The 26,787-nt window shown below is 51.6% G+C and carries 26 protein-coding genes; 9 read left to right on the forward strand and 17 right to left on the reverse strand.

Annotated features, from left to right (window positions below; genetic code table 11):
- Nucleotides 1-292: 292 nt before the first annotated feature.
- Nucleotides 293-1,672 (reverse strand): ATP-binding protein, encoded by a 1,380-nt coding sequence (locus WCX19_RS05475; protein WP_373005946.1) that lies wholly within the window; start codon nt 1,670-1,672, stop codon nt 293-295.
- 94 nt (nt 1,673-1,766) lie between these two features.
- On the opposite strand from WCX19_RS05475, the gene WCX19_RS05480 reads away from it, so the two are divergent.
- Complete coding sequence (locus WCX19_RS05480; protein ID WP_373005948.1) at nt 1,767-1,964, forward strand: hypothetical protein; 198 nt, start codon at nt 1,767-1,769, stop codon at nt 1,962-1,964.
- Nucleotides 1,965-2,510: 546 nt separating this feature from the next.
- Here the strand turns inward: WCX19_RS05480 and WCX19_RS05485 are convergent.
- The 4 genes from WCX19_RS05485 to WCX19_RS05500 all read right to left on the reverse strand — a co-directional run bounded on the left by WCX19_RS05485 (nt 2,511) and on the right by WCX19_RS05500 (nt 3,828).
- Nucleotides 2,511-2,954, reverse strand: coding sequence for a hypothetical protein (locus WCX19_RS05485; protein WP_373005950.1), 444 nt, complete (start codon nt 2,952-2,954; stop codon nt 2,511-2,513).
- A gap of 47 nt (nt 2,955-3,001) precedes the next feature.
- Complete coding sequence (locus WCX19_RS05490) at nt 3,002-3,229, reverse strand: hypothetical protein (RefSeq protein ID WP_373005952.1); 228 nt, start codon at nt 3,227-3,229, stop codon at nt 3,002-3,004.
- Nucleotides 3,230-3,315: 86 nt separating this feature from the next.
- Nucleotides 3,316-3,582 carry a hypothetical protein gene (locus WCX19_RS05495; RefSeq protein ID WP_373005954.1) on the reverse strand — a complete coding sequence of 89 codons (267 nt, stop codon included), beginning with the start codon at nt 3,580-3,582 and terminating at the stop codon, nt 3,316-3,318.
- Between the two features lie 12 nt (nt 3,583-3,594).
- Entirely contained in the window at nt 3,595-3,828 is a 234-nt protein-coding gene (locus tag WCX19_RS05500; RefSeq protein ID WP_373005956.1) for a hypothetical protein, read from the reverse strand.
- 427 nt (nt 3,829-4,255) lie between these two features.
- Between WCX19_RS05500 and WCX19_RS05505 the strand changes: the two genes are divergently transcribed.
- Complete coding sequence (locus tag WCX19_RS05505) at nt 4,256-5,293, forward strand: mechanosensitive ion channel family protein (protein WP_373005957.1); 1,038 nt, start codon at nt 4,256-4,258, stop codon at nt 5,291-5,293.
- Nucleotides 5,294-5,322: 29 nt separating this feature from the next.
- On the opposite strand, the gene WCX19_RS05510 is transcribed toward WCX19_RS05505, so the two are convergent.
- Entirely contained in the window at nt 5,323-7,059 is a 1,737-nt protein-coding gene (locus tag WCX19_RS05510; protein ID WP_373005959.1) for an MBL fold metallo-hydrolase, read from the reverse strand.
- The gene (locus WCX19_RS05515; RefSeq protein ID WP_373005961.1) at nt 7,043-7,378 is read right to left on the reverse strand and encodes an STAS domain-containing protein; all 336 of its coding nucleotides are present in this window, start codon (nt 7,376-7,378) and stop codon (nt 7,043-7,045) included. The genes WCX19_RS05510 and WCX19_RS05515 overlap by 17 nt, the downstream gene beginning before the upstream one ends.
- A 142-nt stretch (nt 7,379-7,520) precedes the next feature.
- Between WCX19_RS05515 and WCX19_RS05520 the strand changes: the two genes are divergently transcribed.
- On the forward strand, nt 7,521-8,903 hold the full coding sequence (locus WCX19_RS05520; RefSeq protein ID WP_373005963.1) for a PP2C family protein-serine/threonine phosphatase: 1,383 nt from the start codon (nt 7,521-7,523) through the stop codon (nt 8,901-8,903).
- Nucleotides 8,904-8,912: 9 nt separating this feature from the next.
- A complete protein-coding gene (locus WCX19_RS05525; RefSeq protein ID WP_373005965.1) occupies nt 8,913-9,326 on the forward strand; it encodes an ATP-binding protein in 414 nt (137 codons plus the stop codon).
- A gap of 778 nt (nt 9,327-10,104) precedes the next feature.
- Here the strand turns inward: WCX19_RS05525 and WCX19_RS05530 are convergent.
- Genes WCX19_RS05530 through WCX19_RS05555 form a run of 6 tightly spaced genes read right to left on the reverse strand, consistent with a single transcriptional unit; the run spans nt 10,105 to nt 13,973 of the window.
- Nucleotides 10,105-10,923: a hypothetical protein gene (locus WCX19_RS05530; RefSeq protein WP_373005967.1), complete on the reverse strand. Its 819-nt coding sequence runs from the start codon at nt 10,921-10,923 to the stop codon at nt 10,105-10,107.
- A gap of 2 nt (nt 10,924-10,925) precedes the next feature.
- Nucleotides 10,926-11,393, reverse strand: a complete 468-nt coding sequence (locus WCX19_RS05535) for a hypothetical protein (RefSeq protein WP_373005969.1) — start codon at nt 11,391-11,393, stop codon at nt 10,926-10,928.
- Entirely contained in the window at nt 11,371-11,730 is a 360-nt protein-coding gene (locus WCX19_RS05540; RefSeq protein WP_373005971.1) for a hypothetical protein, read from the reverse strand. Before WCX19_RS05540 ends, WCX19_RS05535 begins: the two co-directional genes overlap by 23 nt.
- On the reverse strand, nt 11,718-12,218 hold the full coding sequence (locus WCX19_RS05545) for a hypothetical protein (RefSeq protein WP_373005973.1): 501 nt from the start codon (nt 12,216-12,218) through the stop codon (nt 11,718-11,720). The genes WCX19_RS05540 and WCX19_RS05545 overlap by 13 nt, the downstream gene beginning before the upstream one ends.
- On the reverse strand, nt 12,212-13,354 hold the full coding sequence (locus tag WCX19_RS05550) for a hypothetical protein (protein WP_373005975.1): 1,143 nt from the start codon (nt 13,352-13,354) through the stop codon (nt 12,212-12,214). The genes WCX19_RS05545 and WCX19_RS05550 overlap by 7 nt, the downstream gene beginning before the upstream one ends.
- A complete protein-coding gene (locus tag WCX19_RS05555; RefSeq protein ID WP_373005977.1) occupies nt 13,347-13,973 on the reverse strand; it encodes a hypothetical protein in 627 nt (208 codons plus the stop codon). Before WCX19_RS05555 ends, WCX19_RS05550 begins: the two co-directional genes overlap by 8 nt.
- 204 nt (nt 13,974-14,177) lie before the next feature.
- Here WCX19_RS05555 and WCX19_RS05560 point away from each other — a divergent pair, with 204 nt between their 5' ends.
- Nucleotides 14,178-17,501, forward strand: coding sequence for an Ig-like domain-containing protein (locus WCX19_RS05560; RefSeq protein WP_373005979.1), 3,324 nt, complete (start codon nt 14,178-14,180; stop codon nt 17,499-17,501).
- 383 nt (nt 17,502-17,884) lie between these two features.
- Here the strand turns inward: WCX19_RS05560 and hisG are convergent, their stop codons facing one another.
- The gene (gene hisG / locus WCX19_RS05565; RefSeq protein ID WP_373005981.1) at nt 17,885-18,757 is read right to left on the reverse strand and encodes an ATP phosphoribosyltransferase; all 873 of its coding nucleotides are present in this window, start codon (nt 18,755-18,757) and stop codon (nt 17,885-17,887) included.
- 56 nt (nt 18,758-18,813) lie between these two features.
- Entirely contained in the window at nt 18,814-20,079 is a 1,266-nt protein-coding gene (locus WCX19_RS05570; protein ID WP_373006024.1) for a DUF1015 domain-containing protein, read from the reverse strand.
- Between the two features lie 173 nt (nt 20,080-20,252).
- On the opposite strand from WCX19_RS05570, the gene rimI reads away from it, so the two are divergent.
- Entirely contained in the window at nt 20,253-20,741 is a 489-nt protein-coding gene (gene rimI / locus WCX19_RS05575) for a ribosomal protein S18-alanine N-acetyltransferase (RefSeq protein WP_373005983.1), read from the forward strand.
- A gap of 136 nt (nt 20,742-20,877) precedes the next feature.
- Here the strand turns inward: rimI and WCX19_RS05580 are convergent, their stop codons facing one another.
- The gene (locus tag WCX19_RS05580; protein ID WP_373005985.1) at nt 20,878-21,195 is read right to left on the reverse strand and encodes a hypothetical protein; all 318 of its coding nucleotides are present in this window, start codon (nt 21,193-21,195) and stop codon (nt 20,878-20,880) included.
- Between the two features lie 185 nt (nt 21,196-21,380).
- On the reverse strand, nt 21,381-22,649 hold the full coding sequence (gene hmgA, locus WCX19_RS05585; protein ID WP_373005986.1) for a hydroxymethylglutaryl-CoA reductase (NADPH): 1,269 nt from the start codon (nt 22,647-22,649) through the stop codon (nt 21,381-21,383).
- A 45-nt stretch (nt 22,650-22,694) separates the two neighbouring features.
- Here hmgA and WCX19_RS05590 point away from each other — a divergent pair, with 45 nt between their 5' ends.
- From WCX19_RS05590 to WCX19_RS05600, 3 genes are all read left to right on the forward strand, one after another.
- Nucleotides 22,695-23,606 carry a class I SAM-dependent methyltransferase family protein gene (locus WCX19_RS05590; RefSeq protein ID WP_373005988.1) on the forward strand — a complete coding sequence of 304 codons (912 nt, stop codon included), beginning with the start codon at nt 22,695-22,697 and terminating at the stop codon, nt 23,604-23,606.
- Nucleotides 23,607-24,678: 1,072 nt separating this feature from the next.
- Nucleotides 24,679-25,206, forward strand: coding sequence for an ArsR/SmtB family transcription factor (locus WCX19_RS05595; protein WP_373005990.1), 528 nt, complete (start codon nt 24,679-24,681; stop codon nt 25,204-25,206).
- A gap of 389 nt (nt 25,207-25,595) precedes the next feature.
- Nucleotides 25,596-26,753, forward strand: a complete 1,158-nt coding sequence (locus WCX19_RS05600) for a C39 family peptidase (RefSeq protein WP_373005992.1) — start codon at nt 25,596-25,598, stop codon at nt 26,751-26,753.
- The last annotated feature ends 34 nt before the right edge of the window (nt 26,754-26,787 follow it).

Consider the following 26,787-nt stretch of genomic DNA (forward strand, 5'->3'; position numbering starts at 1 on the left):
GGGATATGTATCCCTATTTGTTTTATTAATCTTCAGCCAGAGATTTCGAATATTAAGGCAGTTTAAGTTGTGCCCGGGAAATGAAGACAGATCATGAAGACTGACCCGAATCACTCACAGAGGGATAGCATTTTGTCCGACAATGTCCGCTATTGTCCGACATCCGCCAGATATCCCCCTCCCGGATCGAGCGCTGATTCCCGGGAGTTATGACAATCCAATCCGAAATTATCGAAATTCCCTACGGAGACCGCATCGGATTTTGTCTGACAATGTCCGCTATTGTCCGCTATTATTTGTTCTCTGTCCGCAATGACCGAAACACCGGGTTAAGGGCATACCGTAATTGTCTCCCCTCTCGTTTCACGATGATGACATTCATTTCAGCAAGATGAGACACATCCCGACGTGCAGTCCGATCGGTGCACTCATAGATACCCCCATATTCAGACGTTGATATTGCCTTGTGGGTCTTGAGATATTCAATCACGCTGAGCTGCCGTTCGTTCAGGATCTCCGGATGTTCGAGAAGTGCGTTGAACGTTGAATGCGAGAAGGTAACAACAAAATCATTCCCGGATTCCAGAAACTGCGGATCCGGAACACCATCCCGTTCACAGGAGGCGATCATATTCAGCGTGCCCGAGCCCCACTGCTCAATGTATCCAATAAGAAACAGGAGGCGGGCGATGGTTTTGTTCCTGGGGCGGGATGCATGTTCAACGGTTAAGAGTTCGACGGTGACCCCTTCTGGTAATAACCCGGGATTCCAGACCTGCGCCCGGCTGTCAAAGACACGGATCTGGACATTCCCCGATGCACCATAATCCCGGTGACAGATTGCATTGATCACCGCTTCCCGCAGGGCGTCTGGCGGATATTCCCAGTTCTCTTCCCGCTGCATCTTTCCCGGGATGATCCATGCGGCCTTTCGGATTGTCTGCGCGATAAACCGGTTGGTATCTTCTATGAGTTGATCGATCCTGCCATGCAGGACAATCATGTTGAGATAGGTACTGGAAACTTCCTCCCCTTTGAATCGGGCGCAACGGACCTCGGACTGGATAAAGAATCGTTGCGGATCTTTCCCGAAGAACAGGATGGCTGCATGGGTGGGTTGTCCTCCGCTCATAACTCCCAGTTTTTCAAGTGCGGTCTTCACCGGCATCGTGCGATCTGCATCAAACTGCCGTTCCTTATGAGCTTTTTCAAGGAATGTCCTGACCGATGAGACATCAATATCTTTGAGAGTGGCCCCCTGACACGGCTGATCATCCCAAGGAATGGCATGCTCGTTAAGTATGATACGTTTCAGTTCTTCGGGAGGCATGACCCGGTTCTCGGTTCCCGACCGGATGTACGCGATGCCATCAAGGAAGTACGGTTTGGCGGATCCCTCCGGGACCGTCACAACGATAAGCGGTTTGCCCTGTTCTTCAATAACGCGGATATCCGGTGTGATCTCCGGTTTAATCCGCGATGTGATCTGCTGGGAGAGTTTGCGGAGTGAGTGATCGGCAGGATCTACACCAACAATCGTCCCGGTGTTGGTCCTGCCAAACGAGATAATACCTCCATGAAGGTTAAGGAATCCGCACACTGATTTGAGCGCGGGCTCTATGAGGGAGAGGGATTTTTTGAATTCTACGGTGTCGGATTCGTGCAGGGTCATGTGCGGGGGTCACAGAATGTTGTACTGAGTTGGGGCACTCTTCCTTTTTCTTGTTGCGGTCTGAGCCGAGATCGCATTTACCGGTGCTGCGGTGGTGTTCCTGCCCAAGGTAATCCAGCGGGCGATGAAGGCGGATGCCGATGCAGCGATCGAGGCGTTCGGGAAGAATGAGCATGTGAAAAAAGTCTTCTGGGCGATGTTTGTGTCGATGGCCGGGCTGGTACTCGCCCGGGTTCTGGACCCGGGGACTGCTCAGCAGGTTGTGGGGGTGATTACGGGGATGGGGGTGTAAAATCTCCCCTTTCCCGGTCTTACCCCCCTTTTAGTGGGATAGGGATCATGGTTCCAAACCGTGATGAAAATACGCCCAAATTGGGCTTTTTTTCCTGTTTTCATACCCGGACCCCCGCCAGAAACCCCCGTAAAATCCTCGTTTCCTGTTCGTGTGGAAAATAAACCCATATTCCGCTCTGTTTGTCAAAATACGGCTGATTTCGACCTCCCCCAATGGCCATTAATGGCCCTGGAATCGAGACGGTTTTCGCCACCTTGTTTAACCCATCCGGCACCCGGGAAGGCCGCCAGAACGCGAATATGAAGGTCATTTTTTCCGACGAAGACTTCAAAAATGGGGTTTAGGGCGTTGCATAAGGTAAGCCGGTCCGAGGAGCAGGTGCGAGTGCGCCGAAGATGTACTAAGCGTGCGGAGCGGGGCGTCGATCTGCGGGGGATTATCCTCCGGACCGCCCCCCTGGAGTCCCACCCACCATGCCGAGGGCGGGAACCATCGTGTCCGGTTGGGCATGAAGACGCTTCCGTCATGTATTTTGGGAATCTTCTATTGTTTTTTGTATCCGGGCAGTTTTGTGATTCTCTGATATAATTCGGGTTGTGCCGATACTTCTTTCAAAAATTTTATAAATTTAGGTGAAGCCGTGGGATTATCGATAACAAATTGCTCTAAATAATTTCGAAATGGACACTTTCCGCAAATCCCTCCATTTGCCGCCGGCTTTCTTGCCAATCTTCTCCAATTCATAAAACAGGGATATTCAATATAGTCGATGAGTTCGCTTCTTGTCGTTTCAATTGGAGAAATCGTCATTTTTTCGTTGATCATAGTAACCTGTAAAAGTTCAATTAAAGATAATGATAAATCTGACGAAAATAAGTGAAACTTTGGCAATAATACGAAGACGCTTCCGTCATGTTCACTCGTCCTCGCTGATGCTCCGGCTCGCTTCACATCACCTCGCTGTTTTTCGCGGTTGATCGGGCACATGCGTAACGCTCAGTGACTCACTCGCACGACGCATCGGGGGCTCGGACTCACCGCTGATGCGGCTCGTTACCTTCGCGCCCTGAAGCGGTGCTCGTTCGGGCCGCTGTGGCCACGAGAAACCGCCGCCCGTACTTTGTTCGCTTACGGGAAGAGGCAAGCATCCCCACGCTCACAACCCTTCGGGCCGCACTCCTCCCGCCCTTAAAAAGGGACGGGCAGTCCGCATGATGCCCCTTGCCTACGGCAACAGTGAGCGGGTCCGGGCGGGAAGACACAATTTGATTTATCGGGAAAGTTCACGCCATATCAGCAGATTGTATAATGCACTTCCCGCCAAATCGGATTAAAAAAATCTCACGGGTTAGATCTTCCCGTACTTCTTATGAGCCTGTTCGATCGTCATGATTTTATCAACCCATACCCTGTCGGAATCGACGTAATAGAACAGGGTAAATTTCATCGATATGTGCATACGCCAACGGGGTTTTTTTGTACGGAGTTTTTTGATATTTCCCGTAGCGTCCGGATGTTCAGACAGCCGTTCGATATGTTCACCGATCACGCGGCGATCTTTCAGAGGGAGTTCACGGATGAAATCTTTTACAGTATCTTCGATTTTGATCCTCACGTTACCCCCCGTTTAGAGCCCGAGTTCTTTCTTAGCTTTCTCCCAGGGGATGAACTGACCATTCGCGTCAATCTCATCGAGGTCCCGTTCCAGCATCCGCTTCTGGTGCTCAGCGATGAGATCAGATACGGTATCGCCAAGGGACTTTCCCGGAGTTTTTATATTTGAGAGTGCTGCCCATGTACTCGGGGTGAGAGCTACCCTCTTGTTCGCAATTTCCATCTGTCCGCCTTTTGCTTCAGCCATGTCTTTACCTCTCCTCTTAGTTAAGAATACCTAGTAATTTTAAAATTATTGTACAACTTGCACAACAGTACAAACTTGTACAGTTGTACAATAATAATCGCTGGCTGAAATAAAGGTTGTTGTTGAACCCGTTCGCCTCTTTTCTTGAACATGACAAGATTTGATGTGTCGGATGGGTACAGCCGGAGCAAATCACCTTTTCCGATCAACCGCTACCGGTCCCCGGCCCGGGCGGGAAGACAAATCGACGGTTACCGGACGCATCACAGACGGTTGCTTGCTTTGTCGGGCCGGATAACCATGATCTCCCTTTCGATCTTTTGTGCAATACAGCAGAACAAGCGATACTATGAATGTTTACAACAGATGATTTGGTTAGCATGAGAACCGGAATTGCAGCATCCATCATACAAGGGGGGTTTGTATAGTGGAACTAAACATCCTGTATGCCGCGATCACGATCCTGGTCGGGTTTACCGCTGCGGTCATTGCTTACCTGGTTATCGGGCAGCTCAAAAAGAAAGCGGAGCAGACCGAAACCCGGCTGGATGACATTATCCTTGCGGCGATAGGTAAACCGATTGTCGTCGTCATCATCGCAGCGTCAGTCTATATCGCGATTATTTATTTCGATGTGCTTCCGGCATCGTTTGCGTCGGTTGACACCGATAAAATTGTCAGTGCATTTTTCATTATCATCAATGCATGGGTTGCATCAGTGTTCTCGTACAGTTTTATCCACACCTACGGGGGCGTTGTTGCAAAAAAGACCGATACGGATATTGACGACCGCCTGATCCCGATGCTTGCGACGATCATAAAATACGTGATCTGGTTTGTTGCCCTGCTCCTCGTGCTCGCGGAGTTCCAGGTTGATATCACGCCGTTACTAGCCGGCGCGGGTATTGCGGGTATTGCCCTTGCGCTTGCCGCACAGGATATTCTCGGGAACTTTTTTGGCGGGGCAGTGATTACCATCGATAAGCCGTTTAAAGTGGGCGACCGGATAAAATTTGATGCCTTTGTCGGGGACGTGGTGCAGGTGGGACCCCGGAGCACACGGATAAAGACGCTTGACAGCAGGATAATTACGATCCCAAACAAGAAGCTCACCGACAGTGTGGTCATCAACTACGCGTTGCCGGATATTCAGCTCAAAGTCTTTATTCCGTTCTCGGTTGCGTATGGATCGGATATCAAAAAAGTAAAGAAAATTCTCCTTGAGATTGCCCGGGACGCCGCAGAGAAAACGCCGTGGGTGATGACTGATCCGGTGCCGTCAGTTTATTTCCTTGAGTTTGGAGAATCAAGTCTCAACGGGCAGCTGCTTCTCTGGACCAATAATTACGATAACGTATGGGATGTGCAGGACTGGATAAACGAGCAGATCGATGAACGATTCGCAAAAGAGGGTATTGAGATCCCGTATAAGCAGATTGATGTCCGGATGAGGGATAAGAAATAATTCCTGTGGTAGTTGTTATCCCGGACCCCTCATATCTCCTTACCAAATTTCATCACGTATGTCCGTGTCCCATCCGCATCCTGCAGGGAAAGCACTCCCCCGGCCCGGGCCGCGAGCCGCAGGAGAACCCCTTTGATCTGTGCATCGCTGGCAAAGACGAACGATCCCGTGTCGCCGGCAATTTTCACGGTTGTTGCCGATTCGTCCTGTCCGGTCGTGATAGTGATCCGGGTTGCACCGATACCCACAAGGTCTTCCAGGAGATAGATGACGAGATCCGAGAAAATATCCCGGTCGACAAGAACCGGGCCCTGTGCCGGGTTAAACGACGTGGACACGTCAATATCCGTGAGAAGCGGCTGTGAACCGATACGGGAGACGAGCATCCGGGTAAATGCCGTATCATCGTCTGCCGATGAGAAAACGTCTTCATCGGAACAGCGGGAGCACGAGAGGTCCGCCACCAGCATCGAAAGAATATTGTTAATGTCACATTCGCACCGGTTATCCGGCGGACAGAACCCCCGGAGCATCGTGGTGTAATCGGACAGCAGGTGCTCTGCCCGGGTCACAAGCGTAGGATCAATGATGTTTGTCAGATCCTCTTTCGCAAACGACCGCTCGAGTTTTCCCATAATCTGTCCCGCCTTTAAAGCCAGATGAACGGAAACCGTGTCTGAAGAATGGTGTTCCTCGGAAAATAACCGGAACGCCTCCAGCAGTTCATCGATCACGTTGCTCTTAATCAGGCCGGTTATCTGCTCCGCAACGCCGGATTCCCCCAGCTCTTCCATCATATAGGTGACATACCCGAGCCGGCCGGACATGATCGTGAATAATTCATTCACCTGCACCATGCAGTCATCACCCAGTGCGGCAATCTGCCCTGCCCGCTCCGCATTGAACTCAGCAATGTTTTCCAGTTTATATGCTTCCTTCTCCAGCACTCCTAACATGTGGACCGCATCCGGTGCCGCAACGACCCTGCCGTGGCCCGGGAGCACCCAGTCGATACCCCCGGCGCTGATGAGCTGCCGGATCGCTGCGAGTGATCTGATGAGCGCTTTCTGGTCCCACCCATAGAGCCCCGCAACGCCGGGATTTGCTGCAAACAGGACGTCGCCGATAAAAAGCAGCCTGCCGATGCGAAGACTGATGCTGTCCGGACTGTGACCCGGCGTATGATAAACGGTAAGAAGCGGGCCGCTGCCAAACGAGATGTCCTCGGTTACAAGATCCGTGCCGGTACCTGGCTGGTTCCGGGTGACGGTGATCGCCGCACCATTCTTTGCATGATACGTAAAGGGGGCACCGCCACCTGCAGGTTTTTGTGCGAGAAGCCTCAACTGGACTTGTAAAGGGGTGACGGAAAAGCCCAGCATATCGGCCTGTGTCAGGAACCGGTCTCCCCGTTCCAGCGCATCGGCACCCGTTTCCTGCACGGCAAAAACCGCGTCCTTGAAATACGCAGCTGCCGGTGCGTGCTGGACCGAAAGAAAATGATCGATATGGGCATGGGTGAGGAAGATCACGAGGGGACGTTCGAGAGTGTCGCGGAGTTCCTGTATCCCGGCAACCAGCTGGATGACTTGTTCAGGAAGGCCACCCGGATCGATCAGGCAGATAATCTCCGGCGTTTCGATCAGGTACGAGTTTGAGGAGATCGTATCGATCTTGCGGATGAGCGGATAGATATTTACAGTAAGAACCCCGGGCACCGGTTGCCATGCAAGGGGAACAAGAGGAGTCTTACCGCAATCCGACAAGCGCTTCACCCTCGGAGGGATAGATCGAAAAAAGTGAAGTAAACCCGGCGAGTTTTAAGACTTTATATACATCTGCGGTCAGGCAGCAGAGCCCGAACTGGTCTCCATCGGTGCGCAGTTTTTTTGCTGTTGCGAGCAGCACCCGCATACCGCCACTTGAGATGTATGTCGTCCCGGCAAAATTTAACAGGATTCTCCGGTTCCCGCTGTCGATCTGGCTGTTTATCTCATGTTCAAGATCCGAAGAGGTTGTCGTATCGAGGCGTCCGCTCAGCGCGAGCATGGTTATGCCTTCCTGCGTTGTCGTTGTTATATCCAAAAAAGTCACCCGGTTCCTTTTAATAAACAGCTGCTATTGGATAATATCTTGGTTTTTATCAAAAGATAATCTTTCTTAAAAATCCCAAAATGGTGCTGAGGTTTAAGTGTTTTTGTGTGTAACACCTACACACGGATACGCCATGGCATCGACCATTTTCACTACACTGCTCGTACTTCTCCAGCTTATGTGTGTCATTGTCGTCGCGGCGTACCTGTTGACACGGAGCAGGTTCTTTTCCAGCGTTCTTGACGGCCATCCTGTTCTCAAAGTCCAGGCGTTCCTGATCCTGTTCTTTGGCGCACTTTCCATCTATGGTACGGTGGGCGGCGTTGAGGTGCTGGGTGCAATTATCAATGTGCGTGACCTTGGCCCGATGGTTGGCGGACTGGTCGGTGGCCCGGTTGTCGGTCTCGGCGCCGGCCTTATCGGGGCGGCATATCGTGCAAGTCTTGGGGGGTTCACGGTAGTACCTTGTGTCACCGCGACAATTCTTGCAGGGCTGTTCGGGGGCATTATCTGGCTTTTGAACAAACGCCGGTTTGTCCCGATTTATATTGCATTTATCTTCGCGTTCTTAATGGAAAGCCTGCACATGCTGCTGACGCTTGTCATCGCCCAGCCGTTTTCTGCCGCTCTTGCACTCGTGCAAACGATCTGGATCCCGATGGTTCTCGCGAATGCTGTCGGTGTGTTTATCTTTGCATTCATTATCCAGAACCTCGAAAACGAGCGGAAGATGGCGGCAGAACGGGATACTCTTGTGGGGGAGATGGCACGTAAAAACACGGAGCTGTCGATCGCGGCAGAGATCCAGCAGAGTTTCCTCCCGACAACCATTCCCCAGGTCGAAGGGTTTGATGTGGCGGGAAAAAGTGTGATGGCAAAAGAGGTCGGCGGTGACTTTTTTGATGTTATCCCGTTTGAGGTTGTGTCCCTTGATACAAACCGCATGGGAATCCTGATCGCTGATGTGTCCGGGAAAGGGATTCCGGCGGCGCTGTTCATGGCATTGTCCCGGATTGTCGTGAGGGTGAATGCGACCTGGCACCGGGACCAGCCGGCGCTTGCCATATATGATGCGAACAACCTGATCGCGGCGGACTCAACATCGGGTATGTTTGTTACGCTCTTCTATGGTGTCCTTGATCACGAGAACCATTCAATCACGTTTGTCAATGCCGGGCATAACCCACCTATCGTGTATCATTCTTCAGATGGGATCATTTCCGAACTTGAGGCAACAGGAATGGCGATGGGTGCCGTCAAGGATACTCCGTACCAGTCAAAGGTCTGTCCGCTTAAGCCGGGCGACGTGATGGTCCTCTATACGGACGGGGTCACGGAAGGGCAGAATGAGAATGGGGAGATGTACGGTGAGGTCCGGTTGCAGGAGTGTATCCGGTCAGCGGTTGATTTTCCGGCAAAAGAGATCCTCGCACGCATTCTTGACGATCTGACAAAATTCTGCGGCAACGCTCCGCAGTATGATGATATCACCCTGATGGCTGTACGGGTGAAGTAAGGAGCGCGTATGAATCACCTGGATATTGTGATACCGGCAAATCCTGAAGAAATTGCAAGGGTCACGGCGGACATCGAAGAAATTCTTGTTGCGCAGGGTTTTTCGGGTGAAGCGATTATTGATGTCCAGCTGGCACTTGAAGAGGTCATCGTCAATATTATCAAACACGGGTATCGTGGGAAAGAGGGTTCGATTGGCATTCTCTGCGATGCGTCGCCATTAAAAGCAACGATAGAAATTTCAGATTCTGCGCCGGCGTTTAATCCGCTTTCTCTTCCGGAACCGGATATAACAAAGGGGATTGAGGAACGGGGTATTGGGGGGCTGGGGGTCTTTTTAGTCCGGCAGGTTATGGATATTGTGACCTACCGGCATAAAAATCATAAAAATATTCTGACATTGGTGAAGGTGAAGAGGGAGTAAGAAGGGCAGAGACTTTTTTTTGGCGGGAATATTTTAATCGACACCCGGGGTTGGTGGAGATCGTAGGGTGCTCATTTCTTTGTCATGAAAACGGACATGATACCAAAGGGCCACAAGCATACAGGATGAAAATGCCAGGGGCATTTTGATATTAAATTTTGAAAACTTCAGACGATGGAGCAGGCAAATGGAAATTCGAGTCTGGAGTGCAAAATTTTCATTGCTTTGGTGCGAAGTCTTTGACGTTATGCGGGTTTTTTTAGTGGGGCCTCGTCTTTTCGCGGAGGATTGCCAGGGAACCGGAAGTATCAGGGATTGTGCCCGGAAACGCCCGGAAACCCGCCCGATGGGGATCGTCGGAAATCCGATAGGTTATATGCCCCGGTTGGTGAAAATAAGGGCAAAATGAGCCCCATATAATGCCGTTTCCCGCCCCATAATGGGGGTTTTTCGGCCCTTTGTTTTCCAGATCCGACAAACCTCTTACCGGGGCCGGATCGAGCCTCAAAATCGCGATACGTGAACGTTTTAATTCGTCCTTTTTCCGAAATAACCCAGATTTGAGGACTTTATAAAACGGAGCCCAATACGGGCTTCTTTTGGGTAGGGGCGGGGGTAATCGGAGACCAGAATGGGCCCGGATTGGATCGGATTATGTCACCTTATCAGAAGCACAAAAACAAGGGTGGATCCCGGGGGGCCCCCAACCGCTCATTTTGTTTAGCCGGGGAAGTCTCCCGGTTTTTCGGTACGGCGTTGGTTGAACTCAAGTCCATTTCTACAGGGAAGTTATCCTGATTTCATAGGTTTTTATTACAAGGTTGGTTTTCCCTGAAGGTGAGGGGAATGTGTAGTAGCCAAGTGAATCCGGTTTCATGCCCAGCGTATTGTCAAAATACGTATTCCACGCCGTTGAATAGTCCACATCGGAATTTGGCTGATAGCGAATATAGACCGTTGTTGGTTGTGGACATGAGGTGTAATTACTTTCTCCCAGTGCCATCTGAACGGTTCTGACACCGGTACTTGACATTATGTTCGTAGTATTAAATCCGATCAGGTAGATTACCGCAGTGTTTGTCGTGCCATCGTAGAACCACCTCGGTTCTGCAAGCATTACGGATCCCGGCTGCGCAAGTTTCCTCATTACAACCGCACCGTTCTCAAGCGAGATGTCCGTCTGGGCACTGGTTGATGCATATCGAATATCCCCTGACGAAAAAATTAACGGGGCACCAAGAGTTGCCGCATCTCCGGCGCTGTTAGGAATACATCCGGCTGAATCAAATATCTCAAATTCTGAAGATTTCGTAGTATCATAATTCATATCGTATACCGTGAGCGCTCCGCCACCGATCTTCAGGGATGTTTCTTTGTAGGGCACGGTCTTGTAAGCAAGACTCTTGACATCGTTCTGCAAAACGATCAGATTTTTTTCCATAATCTGCTCATCCGCACTCACCTGCTGCTTCATCAGCATGGGGTACCCGTACAGCGTCACAAGCCCAATACCTGCGATGATAATAGTAAAGATCAAAAGAAACCCAATCGATTCAGAAACCCCTGCATCACTATATACGCGTCCATGTCCGCCCATGATCAAATCCCTCCTGAATCATAACTAATCCTGTTAATTCCGGCACCTGTGGTATTGCCCGTGGCCCTCCCCTGTGCTGTCGAGGAGATCCCTGCAATTGCAATGTTGGTGACAATGTTGCCGCGTGATATCGTAACCACCTGAGTTGATGTGTCCCCCGGGAAATTCCCAATCTCCACAAAATATCCCCTCCCGACGATGTCGTCAGGAAGATTATACCGGGAGGAAATATTTCCCGTAGTGGGTGCAATGGCATAAACATCGACGATGCGGGTGGAGACTCCGTTTCCGATATCCGTAAACGCCGAATAGGTGAGGGTATTTACCGGCCCTTCCATGAAATTTGCATTCACAAGGAGCAGCAGGATGACCAGCAGGATCATCATGATGGAAGATATCATCACGTACTCAATCATCTCTGTCACGCCGGCGTCCCCGGGTCGTTGGTTATGGTGATCTCCAGGTCTCATTATACACAGTCACCCCGTTATTGTAATGGATCTCGATGTAGGTATACGCCCCGTTTGTGGTATTTGAGAAACTCACCACAGAATTCTGGCGGATCAATGAGAGGGTGCGAATATCGTTCTGTACGCCCGTCCGGTCCGGATTATCCATATATGCAGACTGGATAATTACCCCCCTCACTCCCCGTATATCATCCTTCGGGAACTCCGATACGGCTTCTGCGGTCGTCTGTCCCACCACCACGGACTGGTTGAGCACCATTGCGAGGAAGAACAGGCTGAAACTCACGAGAAATCCCATCAGCACGATCCACTGTGCATCGTCATTTAATCCCGCCATAAGAGTACCTCCACAAGAACTGCCCTTTTACGAAGTGAGTCGCTATCGGGAAATTTTTTTTCAACGATCACCCACTCCGATACACGAACCGCGTGCTCTCCACCGGAAAGGGAACGCGTCTTATCGAGGAGTGTTGTACTACTGACCGTATTATCGGATTTCACGTAACTTACGTTCGCCATAAACTGGATATGATCCTGACCCGGTTTGGTCCGGTTGTTTACGATATTGTTGAATATCTGCCCAAACATATCCCCGTCGTTTGTTTCAACAATGGTCTGGAGCGGGCTTTCGGATGTACCGTTTGGTGCAGTATTTATCATGGCTAACGCATCGCTCCCCAGCACTTCGAGTTGCATATCGCTGATATGAGTGTCTCCCGGAGTATAGATGGAGGTCGCGTTGACTACAAGGTACGCGGTCATAAGCATGATCAACGCTGCCGCGAAACCTTCGATGGTGTAGAGCTGCCCCTCCGTATTTACCATACCGCCACCTCCAGGACACCATTTTGTAACTGAGGCTGGGTGACGTTTTCCAGGTTGTAATCATACTCGAAGGGGCCGCTCATGGAACTATTAAGGAACCAGTCCCCATAGGTCCCGTTTATCGTCGGATCGGGATTCGTATTTTTAAAAGTCAGGGTGATATACAATTGCGGGCTCGCGACTTCCATACTGTCTGAAATTACCTTTCCTGCAGGGAAAACGAGCGATATATTACTCATGACATTGGAAGGAAGAGTACCGACCGGGGTGGCATTACCGTCAATATAGGTATATTGTGCCCCTAGTGGCATGTTCCCGGGATTAATGGTAATACCTGACAGGTTAGTCGTGGTTTTTGACGTCGGATAATGCAGCGTGTTAAGATCCGTGATATTAATGATGATATTGTCCAGACCTGGATCGATCTGGTACCCCCGATAATCTACCTGGTGGGGAGACTGCCGGATATCACCCAGCAGTTTCGTACAGTTTAGGTGAATTGTGAAAACATCCGCAGTTACATTCTCCTTCGACCAATATTTTGTCTGGATGATCGTCTTATTGATCGTCGCATTGCTTGAACCCTTGATCTGCACATCCCGGCGAATATATCCATAATCCCCTTCGGGAATGACATCGCCTATGGACCGGACTCGTTCCTCCCCGACAACCTTGAGGGAGATGTTGAACCGGTAGGGATAATCCCCGAAAATTGCACGCTCCTGGTAATCGATCGGGTACGAGAAATTTTCCCTGTCATTGGGATCTGCCGAGACGGTCCAGCAGAAAAACCGGTTCACCTTATTCTCATCAAGGATACCGGGGGTATCCTTTGAAACTGCAAGCCCAAACCGGGCAATATGGCATTTGTCACTCTGGGATTCCCAGGGGCCAGTCACCGTGCTGACGTCAGAGCCACTATAACAGGGTGCCCCACCTATCACTTTACCGGCAGCACCCGGGTCTTCCACAAGTATCACACCGGTCCGGTACGCGACAGCATCATAATCGATGTTATGAACCTGGAGTCCGATCAACAGGCCCGGTATCATGGTCGCTACCCAGATAAATGCAATGATAAAGATCGTAAATCCTGCCAGAAAGTCCACCGACAGGTTCCCGCAATTGTCACTCATTGGATGAAATCAACGCTCCTGTCGTTGCATCAAATACGAGGACCCGGGGCGAACCCTGACCGGAAAGGGTAAGGGTGTAATTGCCACTTTCCAGTACCAGCTGTCGTGATAGGGTACTTTTTGCCGGAGACATTTTGGAAATTATCTCCCGGTTCCGGTCAAAGAGGACGCCCGGTAAAATGATCTGGTCGATGCGTATTTCTTTCCCCGAAAATCCGGCAGGCCAGTTGACACGGTTCATGCCGTTGCGGTCGTACGTTACAAAAGATGTTGTATTTCCGTGGCGCACGACAAACGCCCAGTTTTTCGCATTTGCGTCCGTGTCCAGGTCAGTCCCCATGATAGAGAGAATCGAGATATTCCCGGTTTCATGTGCAGAGAATTTTGTTCCGTTAGTAACGTCGATCTTTGCAAGATTTGCTGTTGCCTCATCAAAGCTGTACAACAGGACTTCTCCGGACATGTTGCCTGCGGTGCCTGAGGTAAATCCGATATTAACGGTCGGCGCCGGCGTTTTCTGGGGAGGCTGGCCAAAAAGAGGAAGAAAAAGACATCCCAGGATCAGGCAACCGGCCACGATAATAAAGAGAACACCGTAGAACAGAGCCCGGTTGCGCATACAGTACCCTTATGGGATATACGTGGGAGATGAGATATAAACCTTGGTTTAATTTCATGGTGCAATCAGCTTTTCGAACCCGTTAAAACCGCAGGATTCAGTAATTAGATGATAATTTTTGAAAAAACAGATAAAATAACGGGTTTTTAGAATAAATAATGTATATATACTACAACGTGCAATTCCTCTTTTGATGTATTGGACATGAAAGTGAAGCGGCTGACTCTGGTTGTGCTGGGCCTTATCCTGCTTACGGGAGCTGCTGTCGCGACAGATCTAAGTCCCTCAACAATTTCATCGGGTAATACCGGCTGGCTTGTTGCAAACGGCGGGGATCAGTCAACCATTACCGTGTACGTTATGTCATCAGCCACATCGCCGGTAAACAATGCCACGGTTACCTTTTCTGTGGATGACACGACGCTGGGAACGATTGCCCCGACAGTTTTTACGACCGGTTCTGATGGTCGGGCAACCGCAGTATTCACGGTAAAGGAAAAGAGCGGCACAGCGACAATCCATGCGCATATCGTTTATTATGATGGCATAGAGTATTCCATCATCGATCGTGACTGTTCCCAGAAGATTGATCACGATAAAGTTTCCAATGCAAAGTTTACGTATCTCCCCCAGGTTACGGCAGGGTCGGTTACTTCGCTCACTATCACGCTTACCGACACGTGGGGTAATCGCATCGATAACAAAAACACCGATGAGGTCCACACGGGCACTCTTACCATGAGCGGCGATGGTGGTTCGGGCTTGTGGGACGGTTCAGGTTATGTTACCCGGCTTTTGGAACCGACAGATGCAGAAGGAAATATTTCGGTCACGGTCAGGGTGTCAACAGTGGCGGGAAGTAACCCGATCACCATGGATCCCATCGGCTCCATTTCCGGCACTCAACTGATCTCAATCGATGGAGTGTCGGCTGCCCCTTCGTATATGTCGCAGACGATCTCGTCATCCTGTACACCCTCAACATCCTGTCCTGCTGATGGGAATCACCCGTTCAATCTCTATTATACTTTTTTGGATCAATATCAGAATCCTGTCAGTGGAAGTACTGTCATAATTAGTTCCACCCAAGGGGGGGTTGTAATGGGCACACCCTACGTAACGACCACGGACTCATTGGGAATTGCCTATGCACAGTTCACTCAGGTGGCGACGGGGACGTACACTCTTACGGCACGATCAGAGAGTAATTCTACGATAGCGTGTACCAACCCGGGTACGACCGGATATTGTAGTGGGGATGTGCAGTATTATTCCACGGCTCCGGTGGACATGCAGCTGGTAGTAAGTCCCCAGATGATGGTGAGCCGTGATGTCGATGCAAAAAGCTCAGCTTCAGTTATGGCCCGGGTGATGGATGCCGCGGGCAACCCGGTCACGACCTACAGTGATGGTAGAAAGGTTACGGTTACCTTTTCAAACAGTACTGACAGTTTTCCCGATACACCATCCGATAGTCCCTATGTAGAAACGAGCAGCTCTTCCCTGTCAGCCACAAGCGCGGACATGGGTGATGACGGATTTGCAACAGTGCAGTTTTATCCCGGAACGTTTGTGACATATGGTCAGACAGGATACAACGCAACTGCCACAGGACAGGCAAGCGTGACGGCACTCTGGACTGACCTCCAGGGTAATCAGATCCAAAGAACAGTTCCTCTTATCTGGAAAAATTATCCCTACCTGAGCATCAGCTCGAGTGCCAGCAGTACCAATGCCAAAGTGGGGGACAATCTTACGGTTTCTGTACGAATCAAAGGGGATGGTGCGGCACTCCAGCCAAAGCCGATCGATGTCCTGCTCCTGCTGGATAATTCAGGGTCCATGGGATCTACAACAGATTCTTCGAGCAGAATCAACCAGTCACAAGCTGCAGCGATCAATTTTATCAACAAGATGACACAAGGAAAAGATCGGGTCGGAGTTATTTTTTACGATAAAAACACGTATCCCTCTCCAGGATTTTCCGTCTATGTTCCACTCACGTATGATCTCGCATCTGTGAAAACCGCCATCAATTCGTATACACGAACTGCGGCACAGGAAACTGGCTATCATACACGGACACGATATGCCCTTTATGAAGCGATAACCCTCATGAACAACTGGAATAACCGGGCCTCAGTCCGGGCGATCATCCATATGACAGACGGAGTCTGGAGCATGGAGGGGGATCCACTGGCCCGTGGAACCGGATTTGATATGTCCTTTTTGTCTTCGGAAACCGATCGGGCCGGCCTTCACAGTGTATGGGCAGGGAATCTTCCTCTTCAAACTAATATGAATACCGCCCCCTACCGTTATTTCGATGATCTGGGTGGTGGAACAGCCATTACAGGAAGCAGGAATGATGTTCCCAGCGGTCAACTGTGTGATAATACCTACAGAAGTTCTGGCAAGACCTATTATTATTCTCCTGATAGTTCATCCTGTACTGGCTGGGCATCGGACAAGAATGAGGGGACTCAACTAACAACCACAACAACCTTGACGTATTACACCAATGCGGAATATTCCAATCAGAATATGTCAGTATATGCCGCATCGAGCAAGATCCGTATCTATTCGATTGGATTTGGGGGCGCTATAACGGGAGATATTTCCAGTGTTCTTAGCATTATCTCCAATTCTACCGGAGCATATTATCAGCCTGCATCAGATTCAACCAAACTTAATGATCTTTACACACAGATCGCCGGCGACCTGAATGAACAGGCTGGAGGAAATACCCAACTGGTGATGAATTTAGATAAAATTACCGTAGACAATGTTACAGAAAATGTGGGGAATTATCTGAATTACACGTATGCTCCCCCGAAGTCCACGTTTGTGTATAAGTTCAATGTATCCTCTGACGGCACCACAAACCATGATTATTACAGTTATACCCGGGATGATACCAATAACTGGAGCCTCTACAAAAATCTCAGTTTTAATGTCGGGACGATGAAACTCAATGATGTATGGGAGACCTCATTTACGTTTAACCTGACTCATAATGGGACTCTCATGCTCTTTGGCCCCGGTACCGGCTCCATTGTCTCGTTCACCGATGCCTCTACCGGTAAAACAACAACGGGATTTATTCCGTCGCTGCTGATCACCGTCCGTAACAGTACCATCGTTACCGGGCTGGGTGGGAATACACTCCTTGTCGATCAGTTGAAACGGATTGACAGCGGCAGTGCAGACCAGAACATTGTGAGAATACAATGGAACACTACCTATACCGGCCCGGCCGCGAGTGGAGGAGGGACGGTTGGGGAAACGGTACGATATTATAGTGACGTATCAGGATCGCACTGGATTACCTACGCAACGCAGCCCTCTAAAAACGGTCCCCTCGAACAGCCGGGTGTTCCCGACATTGCGGATATTGATACAAGTGCCTGGGCTGCAGGTACCTATACACTCGAAGTATATGCAGTCGCGGATAATGCTCCTGACAGTTTTGCGACAATCACGTATACGAAGAGTCCCACCGGACAATCATATATCCGGCTCGAATAATTCATTTTTTTTTAGTGACCCTTCGCATCTCATAAATCCTTTTTTGTAATAAATACGAAGTGGATTTTTTAGCAACGATTTCTCAAAAGAGGAGAGCTAAAAGGTCATATGGCAGGGAAAACAGGGGGGTCTCTCCCACTCCCGTCGGCTTGCCATCACCGGGGTTACATCCGGGCATAATTCTTAAAATCGATGATTGGTTCCCGGTAGTCAGTTACCTGTACGTTTTAAAAAAAAGGTCGGGCATTTTTCTGAATTAGTCTGTTCGACATATCCGGACGATTCCTTTTGAGAATGTCACCGTGATTTTTCTTTTGAAAATGGGGATGTCGGACAGAGTCTGATGGGGTAAGACTATCGGACCACATCTCCGGTATACCCGTTCACGGTACGATCTTCGCGATCGGTATCTCCAGGATATCCTCTGCCCCACATCTCTTCAGTTTCGGTATCAGCTCGTTGACCGCACTCTTCTGCACCACGGTCTGGACGCTGTAGTATTCGATACTGTGGAGCCGGCTGACCGTGGGCTTTTTCATAGCGGGAAGAGCAGAAACAATCTTCTCCAGTGAAGCGGTCGGCACATTCATCGTGAGGAGCACTTTGTGCCGGGCTTCGAGCACGCCAAAGAGCAGGGTCTTTATCTCTTCAATCTCGCGCCGCTTTTCTTTGTCCGCCCAGGCCGCCTTATTCGCAATAATTACCGTGTGCGACTCCATGATCTGCCCGATGATCTTGAGGCCGTTTTTCCGGAGCGTCGTTCCCGTCTCGGTTAAGTCCACGACCACGTCCATGAGGTCGGGCACCTTTGCCTCCGATGCGCCAAACGAGTGGAAAAGCTGGACGGGGATTTTCAGGTCGGCAAAAAATTTCTTTGTGAGCTCGGGGTATTCGGTCGTCACCCGGCTGTCGGGCCGGATCTGTGCGGCACTCTCGATGGGCTCGTCGCGGTGGACGGCGATTACGATCTTCACGTTACCCTCCCCGGTCTTGCTGTACGTGAGGGCTGCCACCTCGACCACGTCAGACCCGGTCTCGCGGACCCAGTCAAGGCCTGAGATACCGAGATCGAAATAGCCCTTGTCGACGTAAGTGGGGATCTCCTGCGGGCGCAGGATCTTTATTTTGCCGATCCGGGGATCATCGATCCGGGGATTGTAGTCGCGGTCCGTGCGCCTGACTTCGAGATCGGCCTCCTTGAAAAGCTGGAGCGTCTGCGCTTCGAGACTGCCCTTGGGAAGTGCGAGGGTGATCATATGATAATCCCTCACCGGCAAAACCAATAAAGGTTCGGGGTTTGATTTTTGTGGGGCTAGTCAAACGAGTGGATGACAAGCCCACTCAAAAGTTTGGGCTCAAACCACGTGGACTTGGGCGGCATGACCCCGCCGGCGTCCGCAATCGAGAGCACCGTCCCGACCCGGACCGGCTGCATCGCAAACGCGAGCCGGTACTTCCCGGCGTCCACGAGTTTTTCGAGATCGGCCACAGGCCGTGCACCGCCAAGGTACTGGAGCCGGGCATCCCCCCGGGGATCGGTGATGCCAAGCATCCCTTCGAGCACGAGATTCTGGAGCACCGCAACATCGAGCACGTCAAGCGGCCCGGCTTTTGGATCAATCGGGCAGGTACACTCATACCACTTTCCTTCGAGATAGAGGTGCATCACATGGTATTTTTCCGGGTGACTGATGTACGGCCGGATATTGTACCCGCTTCCGTCCACCTTCCCGTATGGGGTGACCGTGTACCGCTTCCCGAGTTCCGCAAGGAATGTTTCGGGTGTGTACTTTCCGATGTCCGTTAAGAGCCGACTGTACCCATGGATCTTCACCCGCTCGTGGGCGAAGAGCACGCCCATGAACCGGCCGATCTCGCCATCGGCCCGTTCCCCAGCCGCTTTTTTCCGGTCTGCGAGGTTGACTGCCGCCTTTGCCCGGTGGTGGCCGTCAGCGATGTAGAGATTTGCCACGTCACGGAATCGGCGTTCGATCCCGTCGAGGACTTTTGGATCGGTGATGGCAAAGATCTGGTGGATGCCGCCCTGCGGGGTGGTGACTTCCGCGTCCGGCTTCCTGTCTCCCGCAATCAGCGACTCGATGTACGGGAAAAGGTTGTCCGCATCCCGGTACAGGAGCACGACCGGGCCGTTGTGGGCCCTGACCGCAGCAATGTGCCGGGTCCGGTCCTCCTCCTTGTCGTACCGGGTCAGCTCGTGGCGCCGGATTTTATTGGTACGGTAATCGTCAGTGTCAAGGCAGCAGCACAGGCCGACAAACGTATCCCCGTCCTGGTGGATCCGGTACACGTACAGCGCAGGCCGGTCGTCCTTTTTCATCCGGCCACTCGCGAGGAGCGCACGGAAATTTTCCCGGGCCCTTTCGTAAACCCGGTCGTCATTGGGGGGAAGGTCCGGGAGTTCTGCGTCGGACCGGCTGACGGTAAGAAAACTGTCCGGGTTTCCTCTGATGATCGCACGCGCCTCGTCAGCGGTCACAACATCGTACGGGACGGCTGCAATGGCCTGGGCCTCGCCGGGTGCAGGACGCACCGCGGGAAAACGATAGATCGTTACCATGATACCAACCAGCGCCCCGACAAGAAGGGCGTTCTTTCCCATAATTTAGGGCGCGGTCACATATATAATCAAAGACACCGGGAGCCGGACTGACGTGCCGGGTCGATCCTGCCGCGGCGCAATCCTTATTGTACGCGGGGAGCAACAGGTGATACTGCATAGCAGGTGAAACCATGATCCGATCCCACGATGTCATCCCCCCGGCGGCCCAGCCTTTTATCCGGAGAGCGGGCCCGGCGGATGTCGACGCAATCTACGCGCTCGAACTTGAAGCGTTTGTCGATGCGTGGGACAAGATCACGTTCACCGAATCGCTCTCCTATTACCCGACCACGTTTTTCGTGGCAGTAAGCGACGGGCAGGTCGCGGGATTTATTGTCGGGGCGCTTGAGGATACGGGAGAGAACATCTACGGCCATATCTGCAATTTTGCCGTCGGTTCCCGGTTCCAGCGGAGGGGGATCGGCCGGGCACTCGTGATCCGGCTCGAACACCAGTTCGCGCTCGAACTTGCGACCGGCTCCCAGCTCGAAGTCCGGGAGTCAAATTCCCCTGCCCAGCGATTCTACCACCGCCTCGGGTACGAGAACGTCTTCCAGGTCGGCGGCTATTATAAAAACGGCGAGGACGCGCTCGTGATGATGAAGTGGTTCCGGTTTTGAACCACATGATTTTTTATAGATTTTGGATCCTTATAGTGGGGTTATGTCCCGGTCGGTTGCTTCGGCCCTGATGTTCAAAGAAACTCGCGTATTATTGAGAATTTATCAAGATGACAATATAGTGATTTTAGATTTTTTATGATTCCGGATTCTCCATAGAACTCCTGATCTCATTGATAAACTCCAGCAGACGGGAATGATATGCCTCTGCGAGTAGGAGGGCGGCCACGTGTGAATTACAGGAACAATTGGAAAGTCCCATAGTCCGGAGTTCTTCGGAATGTGGATCATCAGATCCATAGATCCCGTCAATCACGGACCAGGTTTTCGAACACCAGCGGATAAAGTCGTAATATTCAAGACCGGATGTATTTTGTTGTATCGTTTTCATATCTTCGATTCTCTCATTAATCTGGAGAATTGCTTTTTCAGCCGGGATTTTCAGGTTTAACATAGTATTACACCCCAAATGGTGACATTAACAAAATTGTGATTCGAATAAAATAATTCTATCATTTTTAGTTCAGGCAATACGTGGACTACCGCATTTCTTTTCATGAGGTCTTTTTCCTCATCGTATGTTACCACACTGTTGACTATTTATCATTAAAAAAGAGTAAGCGGGGTTTTCTTACCGCTTCACTCCCGGCCCAGTTCCTGGTGGGCACGGGCGAGGTGCTGGGCGGCAAGTGCACCGATGAGCGAGAGTTCCCCGGCAAGCACACCGGCCCCGATGATCTCGGCGAGTTTCTTCGCGTTTGCACCCGGGGGAGTCCCGCCACCGGCAACGCCGAGGATCTTCAGGCACTCTTGCTGGGTATCTACCCCGGTTCCTCCGCCGACAGTCCCTACCGGGAGCGAGGGAAGGGTGACCGCAACGTATGCACCGGTCCCGGTCTCTTCAATCGTGGTCATGCAGGTGCTGCCGTCAATCGCGTGGGCCGCATCCTGCCCGCAGGCGATGAACATCGCGGCAACGACATTTGCCGCATGGGCGTTGAAGCCCATTGCACCGGCCCGGGCGGAACCGATGAGGTTCTTCCGGTAGTTGACCTCGGCCATCGTCTTCGCGTCCGTCTTGAAGACTTTCTCAATGAGCTCGTGGGAGAGAGCGACGCCGGCGACCACGCTGCGGCCCCGTCCCATGATGGTGTTGATCGCCGCCGGCTTCTTGTCGGTGCACATGTTGCCCGAGAGGGCAATCAACCGGGCGCCGGTCGCTTTTGCGATCTCGTCTGCTATCTTCGCGCTGGCGATGGTGACCATGTTCATGCCCATTGCGTCTTTTGTGTCAAATTCGAGCCTGACAAAGACGCTCGTGCCTGCGACAAAGGTGACAAGGCCGGTCATCTTCCCGTGGGTGGTGGTCGTAGCGGCAATCGCGGCAAGCTCTTCTTCGTGTGCTTCGGCCCAGTCAGCGATCTCTTTTGCATGCCCGACGCTCGTCGCGGCAAAGACCGGTGCCCGGGTCATGCCGTCGTGCAGGATTCGCACCTCTGCCCCGCCGGCTTTTGTGATCGCACCCGCCCCCCGGTTCACCGATGCGATGAGTGCCCCTTCGGTTGTTGCGAGCGGCAGCCAGAACGCACCTTTCGCGTACTCGCCGTTTATCGCAAGCGGCCCGGCCACCCCGACCGGCACCTGCACGGCGCCGATCATGTTCTCGCAGTTCCGGGTTGCCGCCCGGTCGACATCGATGGAGAAGATGCCGATGTTCTCTAAGGTGGTTCCTGTTTCTTTCTCGATGAACTCCCTCCGCACCCTGACAGCATCGACCGGGGCGATCTGCTTTTCGAGTTCGTAGAGTTTGAGCGAACCTGCCCTGAGCTTCGTATGGATCTCTGATTCTTTCTCGCGGTCGGGGTCGCCCTGCCCTGCCGCGTTTCGGTCCTCACCATCACCAGCCATGAATAAATGTTGCACGTACACTATTATGATTGCAGTGGTCGTGCGATGACGGTTGAACAGTGGGGGATACGGGTGCCGGCCCGGCAGGGCGAGCCGACGCGGCAGGCGCTTATAGGCGAGGGTGCGCTCGATGTCACGCTCAAGGTGCTGCACGATGGCGACGGGCTCGTCTTCCCGGTGCTTGAGGAGCGCGATGGTGCTGCCCGGTATATTTTCGAGGAACAGCCGGGCCGCGTCGAGCTCCCCCGGCACGAGCAGGTGGGCGGGATCGCGATCATGCAGGAGAACGATCCGAAAGGCGCGGCGCTGATCCTTCTCTCCCGGCCCTCGCTCCACACGGTGCTCTTCCCGACAAGTGAGGTTTCGGGCGAGTACCGGACCCGCTCGTATGCGGTGCTTGCCGGGACGGACACGACCCGGACAGACGTCATCGAGCACGGCCACCGGTTCGCGGTCGATCTTGCCGGCGCCTATTTCTCGGCCCGGCTCTCGACCGAGCGGCAGCATATTTCCGGGCAGATGCAGGAGCACGAGCTCGTGCTCGACATGTTCGCCGGTGTCGGGCCGTTTGCGATCACGCTTGCCCCGCGTGCGGCACTCGTGGTGGCAGCGGACTTAAACCCGCAGGCAATCCTCCTGATGATTGAAAATATCCGGAAGAACCGGGCGGCAAATGTAATCCCCATGCTCGCGGATGCACGCCGGCTCGAAAAAATCCTGCCGTGGAAGTTTGACCGGATCATCATGAACCTCCCGCTTGCCGGCACGGAATTTTTACCGGAAGCGTTCCGGCTCGTGCGGCCCGGGGGCACGATCCATTTCTATTCGCTCGTCTCAAAAGAAGGCGAACACCTAGCCCGGATCAAAGAGCTGGGCGGGACTCTTGTGACCGAACGCGAGGTCCGGTCGTACTCGCCCGGGCAGTGGCACGCGGTGTATGATATTGTGGTGGGGTGAGGGGGGTCTCTTCTTCATACCCCTACCCCCTCCCCCCTTAATTTTACGACGGTATCCGACGTGAGGGTGATGCGTTCCGACCCCCAAAACAGGCCTTCTTTTCATAGCCCACGTGCAGGAGCCAGTCTGGAAAATTATCCGACCTCCAAACAAGCCTAAATACGCTTGCAGGATCCCGGCCATTCTCCGTCGTGGATTTTCGGCCCGACCCTGAAAAATCCCGAAAACAGACTTGCTTTTTTGCGAAACTGACTTACCGGATCAGGAAAAAACGGGATCCCCTATCTGACTCTCCGTCGGAGAACCGGGTGTGCCGGACCGTATGTCCCGATGCCCGGATCGCACCCCCTAAAACAGGCCTTCTTTTCATTTCCACGTGCCAGAACCCGTCCGGAAAAAGATCGGCTGCTGGAAGAGTGCTATTAGGTGCCTTTTCTCTCCGACGTGAAAATGCCTTCCGGACCTTGAATTAGTGCCTGTTTTGAGGGGATCAGTGCCTCATTTGAGGGAAAACGTCACCTCCAGGAAAGAGGTCTCCGTCGGAGAATCCGATATGCCGGACCGTATGTCCCCATGCCCGGATCGCACCCCCAAAAAAGAGCCTTCTTTCGATCTCCACAGGCCAGAGGCCTTATGAGAAGGAGATCGATCGTCAAAACAGGTTTAAACCGGCCGGTTTTCCGCCCAGTATAGTGCATAGTGCAGATTTCTGCGGAAATCGCGAAGGGGAACGAAATTTCCAGAACCCTCGCTGAAAATATGCCGAAAACAGCCGGTCGGGTTTCGGGCAAATCCGCCAATCTGAGGCAATTGCGGGATCGGATTGGGGTGTACCGGACCGTGAGTCCTGACATCTCCTGTATTCCCCCCGGTCGGGCCTCACCTGTGGAGCGTGTCGGCGGAGTGATGGGTTGTTAGGAATAGGGAGTCGAGAGTCTTGAATCTCCAGAGAGAGTAGAGTCGTTGCCTTGACACTAATGATGTCCCATTATTGCCAATTAAAAAATAACAGATCCCAACAAATCAACCATATTAAAAGATTCATTAAGGAGATCGTTCAATACAAAAATCAATGGACTCAGAAAAAATAATCCTGACAAAAAAAATATTTCGGGTCCTTGCATCCGAAACACGGATTACCCTTTTAAAAAAACTTGCACACCGCAGGATGACCATAAGTGAATTATCCCGCGAGTTAAACCTTGCAAAATCAACGGTGCACGAACATCTCCTTATGATGACGACGGCCGGCCTGATTGCACCTGTTCCCGACGACCATACCTGGAAATATTATGAGATTACCCGCAAGGGAGAGAACCTGCTCCTGCCGGAAAATTCGGTGACGGTTGTCTTCCTTCTTTCTTCAACGATATTCCTCTGTGTGGCAGGATCGCTCGCAGCATTTGTTATGGCATGGATATCGCGGTCCCGTGAAATCTCGCAGGTGCCAGTTCACGGTGCGGGTCTCGCGGGAAATTCAACCCCGGAAATTTTTTTTGCGGTCATCGGGGTCATCCTGTTTATTGCAGCGATCGTGATCCTTATCCGGCTGCACAGGGTACGTGCAGCGATAAGAAGTGACGGGAAAACAGTATCGTGATCGGCAGATCTTTTTGCATTCCCCGAGAAAATGGTAGGACTCCTTTTTTAAAGAGGGAACTAAAAAACGTTTCGGACATTATGTGCAGATCTTTTTTAATGTTCCTGAACTGTCAGGAAAAAACCGAACGCTTTTAAGATGTTGAAATACGATCGGAGAAAAGCCATTTCTGTTCTGGATGCGATGCTTCGCACATTCCCTCCAGAGAAGAGTTTTGTTGAAAAACCCGACACAACCACCCAACCTTAAAAAAAGCAGGCACCCGTCAAAAATCGTTGACACGCATCTGCCTCACACCGATCTGACAGATATCTCGCAAAATAATCCTTTGAACTGTCATTTTTGATCCGGCCTGCACGAGACCTATGATGAAAGGAAGTAGTGAAACCATGAATCAACAATCAACCATGAGATATGTTGTTGCGGTTCTGGCATTTCTGTCCGTTATGACCGTGCCGGGACTCGCTACAGATACCAATCTCGGAGTACCGTATTACCAGCAGGAAAACGATTATTATTGCGGCCCTGCCGTTGCACAGATGTGGACGGACTACCACAGCAGTTTAGTCAGCCAGAATACCCTGTATTCGTTCATTACGAATCATAACATCGAAACCGGATGGGCGACCGATCCTCAAGGCTTGGAAGATTGCGTGGAAAATTATGTCCCCAATCTCATTGCCGACGATCACAAGTGGAGCTCTGCCGACTCGGCAATACTGGGCCAGGCAGTCGATATTGTAAACCGGGGAATTCCTTCTGCATCGCTGATCAATGGAGGAGACCACTGGAACCTCATAAAAGGTGTGAGTTATTCCCTGTATGGCGGTGAAATTTACCAGGTTAACGGTGTCTGGGTACAGGATCCCTGGTACACGATGTCCGCTAATATCTACTATGCCATCAATTCATGGAAAAATGAATTTACCCGGGTAGATGTCCCTTCATCCAGTTGGGATAATTACTGGGTAACGGTTCAGGCATACTGGGGGAGCCGCAGTAAACCGGACTATGAAAACGAAACAAAAAATATCCGGTTCATGGATGAATCGGAGGTGAGTGCGCCGCTCACTGCAAAAACGGATCTTGCCGGTTTTGCTCGGGAGCAGATGAATATGCAGAATCTGTTCACGGAAGAGCTTAAGGGCAGCAGCCCGGGAAAACCGGTCCTTGTTCATTCACTGGATAAGCACTATCCGGATTATTACCTGATTCCTTTTGAAAAGAACGGCGTGCCTGTTGTTGTCTCCCTGATTACCGTCAAGGATAATATCGTCGCATTTGGCGCAGGGGCAGCACTTGAGAAGGTTACCAGCGTTATAATGCCCGATTTTGAGGACGCAAAACAAGCTCTTCCCGATAACGGCTCCGGCGATCAATGGAAGGCCCGGCTCGTATGGAAACCCTGCGAACAGACAATGTCCCAGTTCATGCCAGTGTGGGAGTTCACGAGCGCAGCTGGTAAGACAAAATATGTCGGCTACGATCAGTTCGCACAGAAAGGCCGGGTATACGACGAGCTTACGGAGAGAAAACTTAAAGGCTGATTAATTTTTCAGGCACGGAAAAATGTGAGAAGGT

Origin of the sequence: Methanoregula sp. (assembly GCF_041663825.1) — an archaeon.
GTDB lineage: Archaea > Halobacteriota > Methanomicrobia > Methanomicrobiales > Methanospirillaceae > Methanoregula.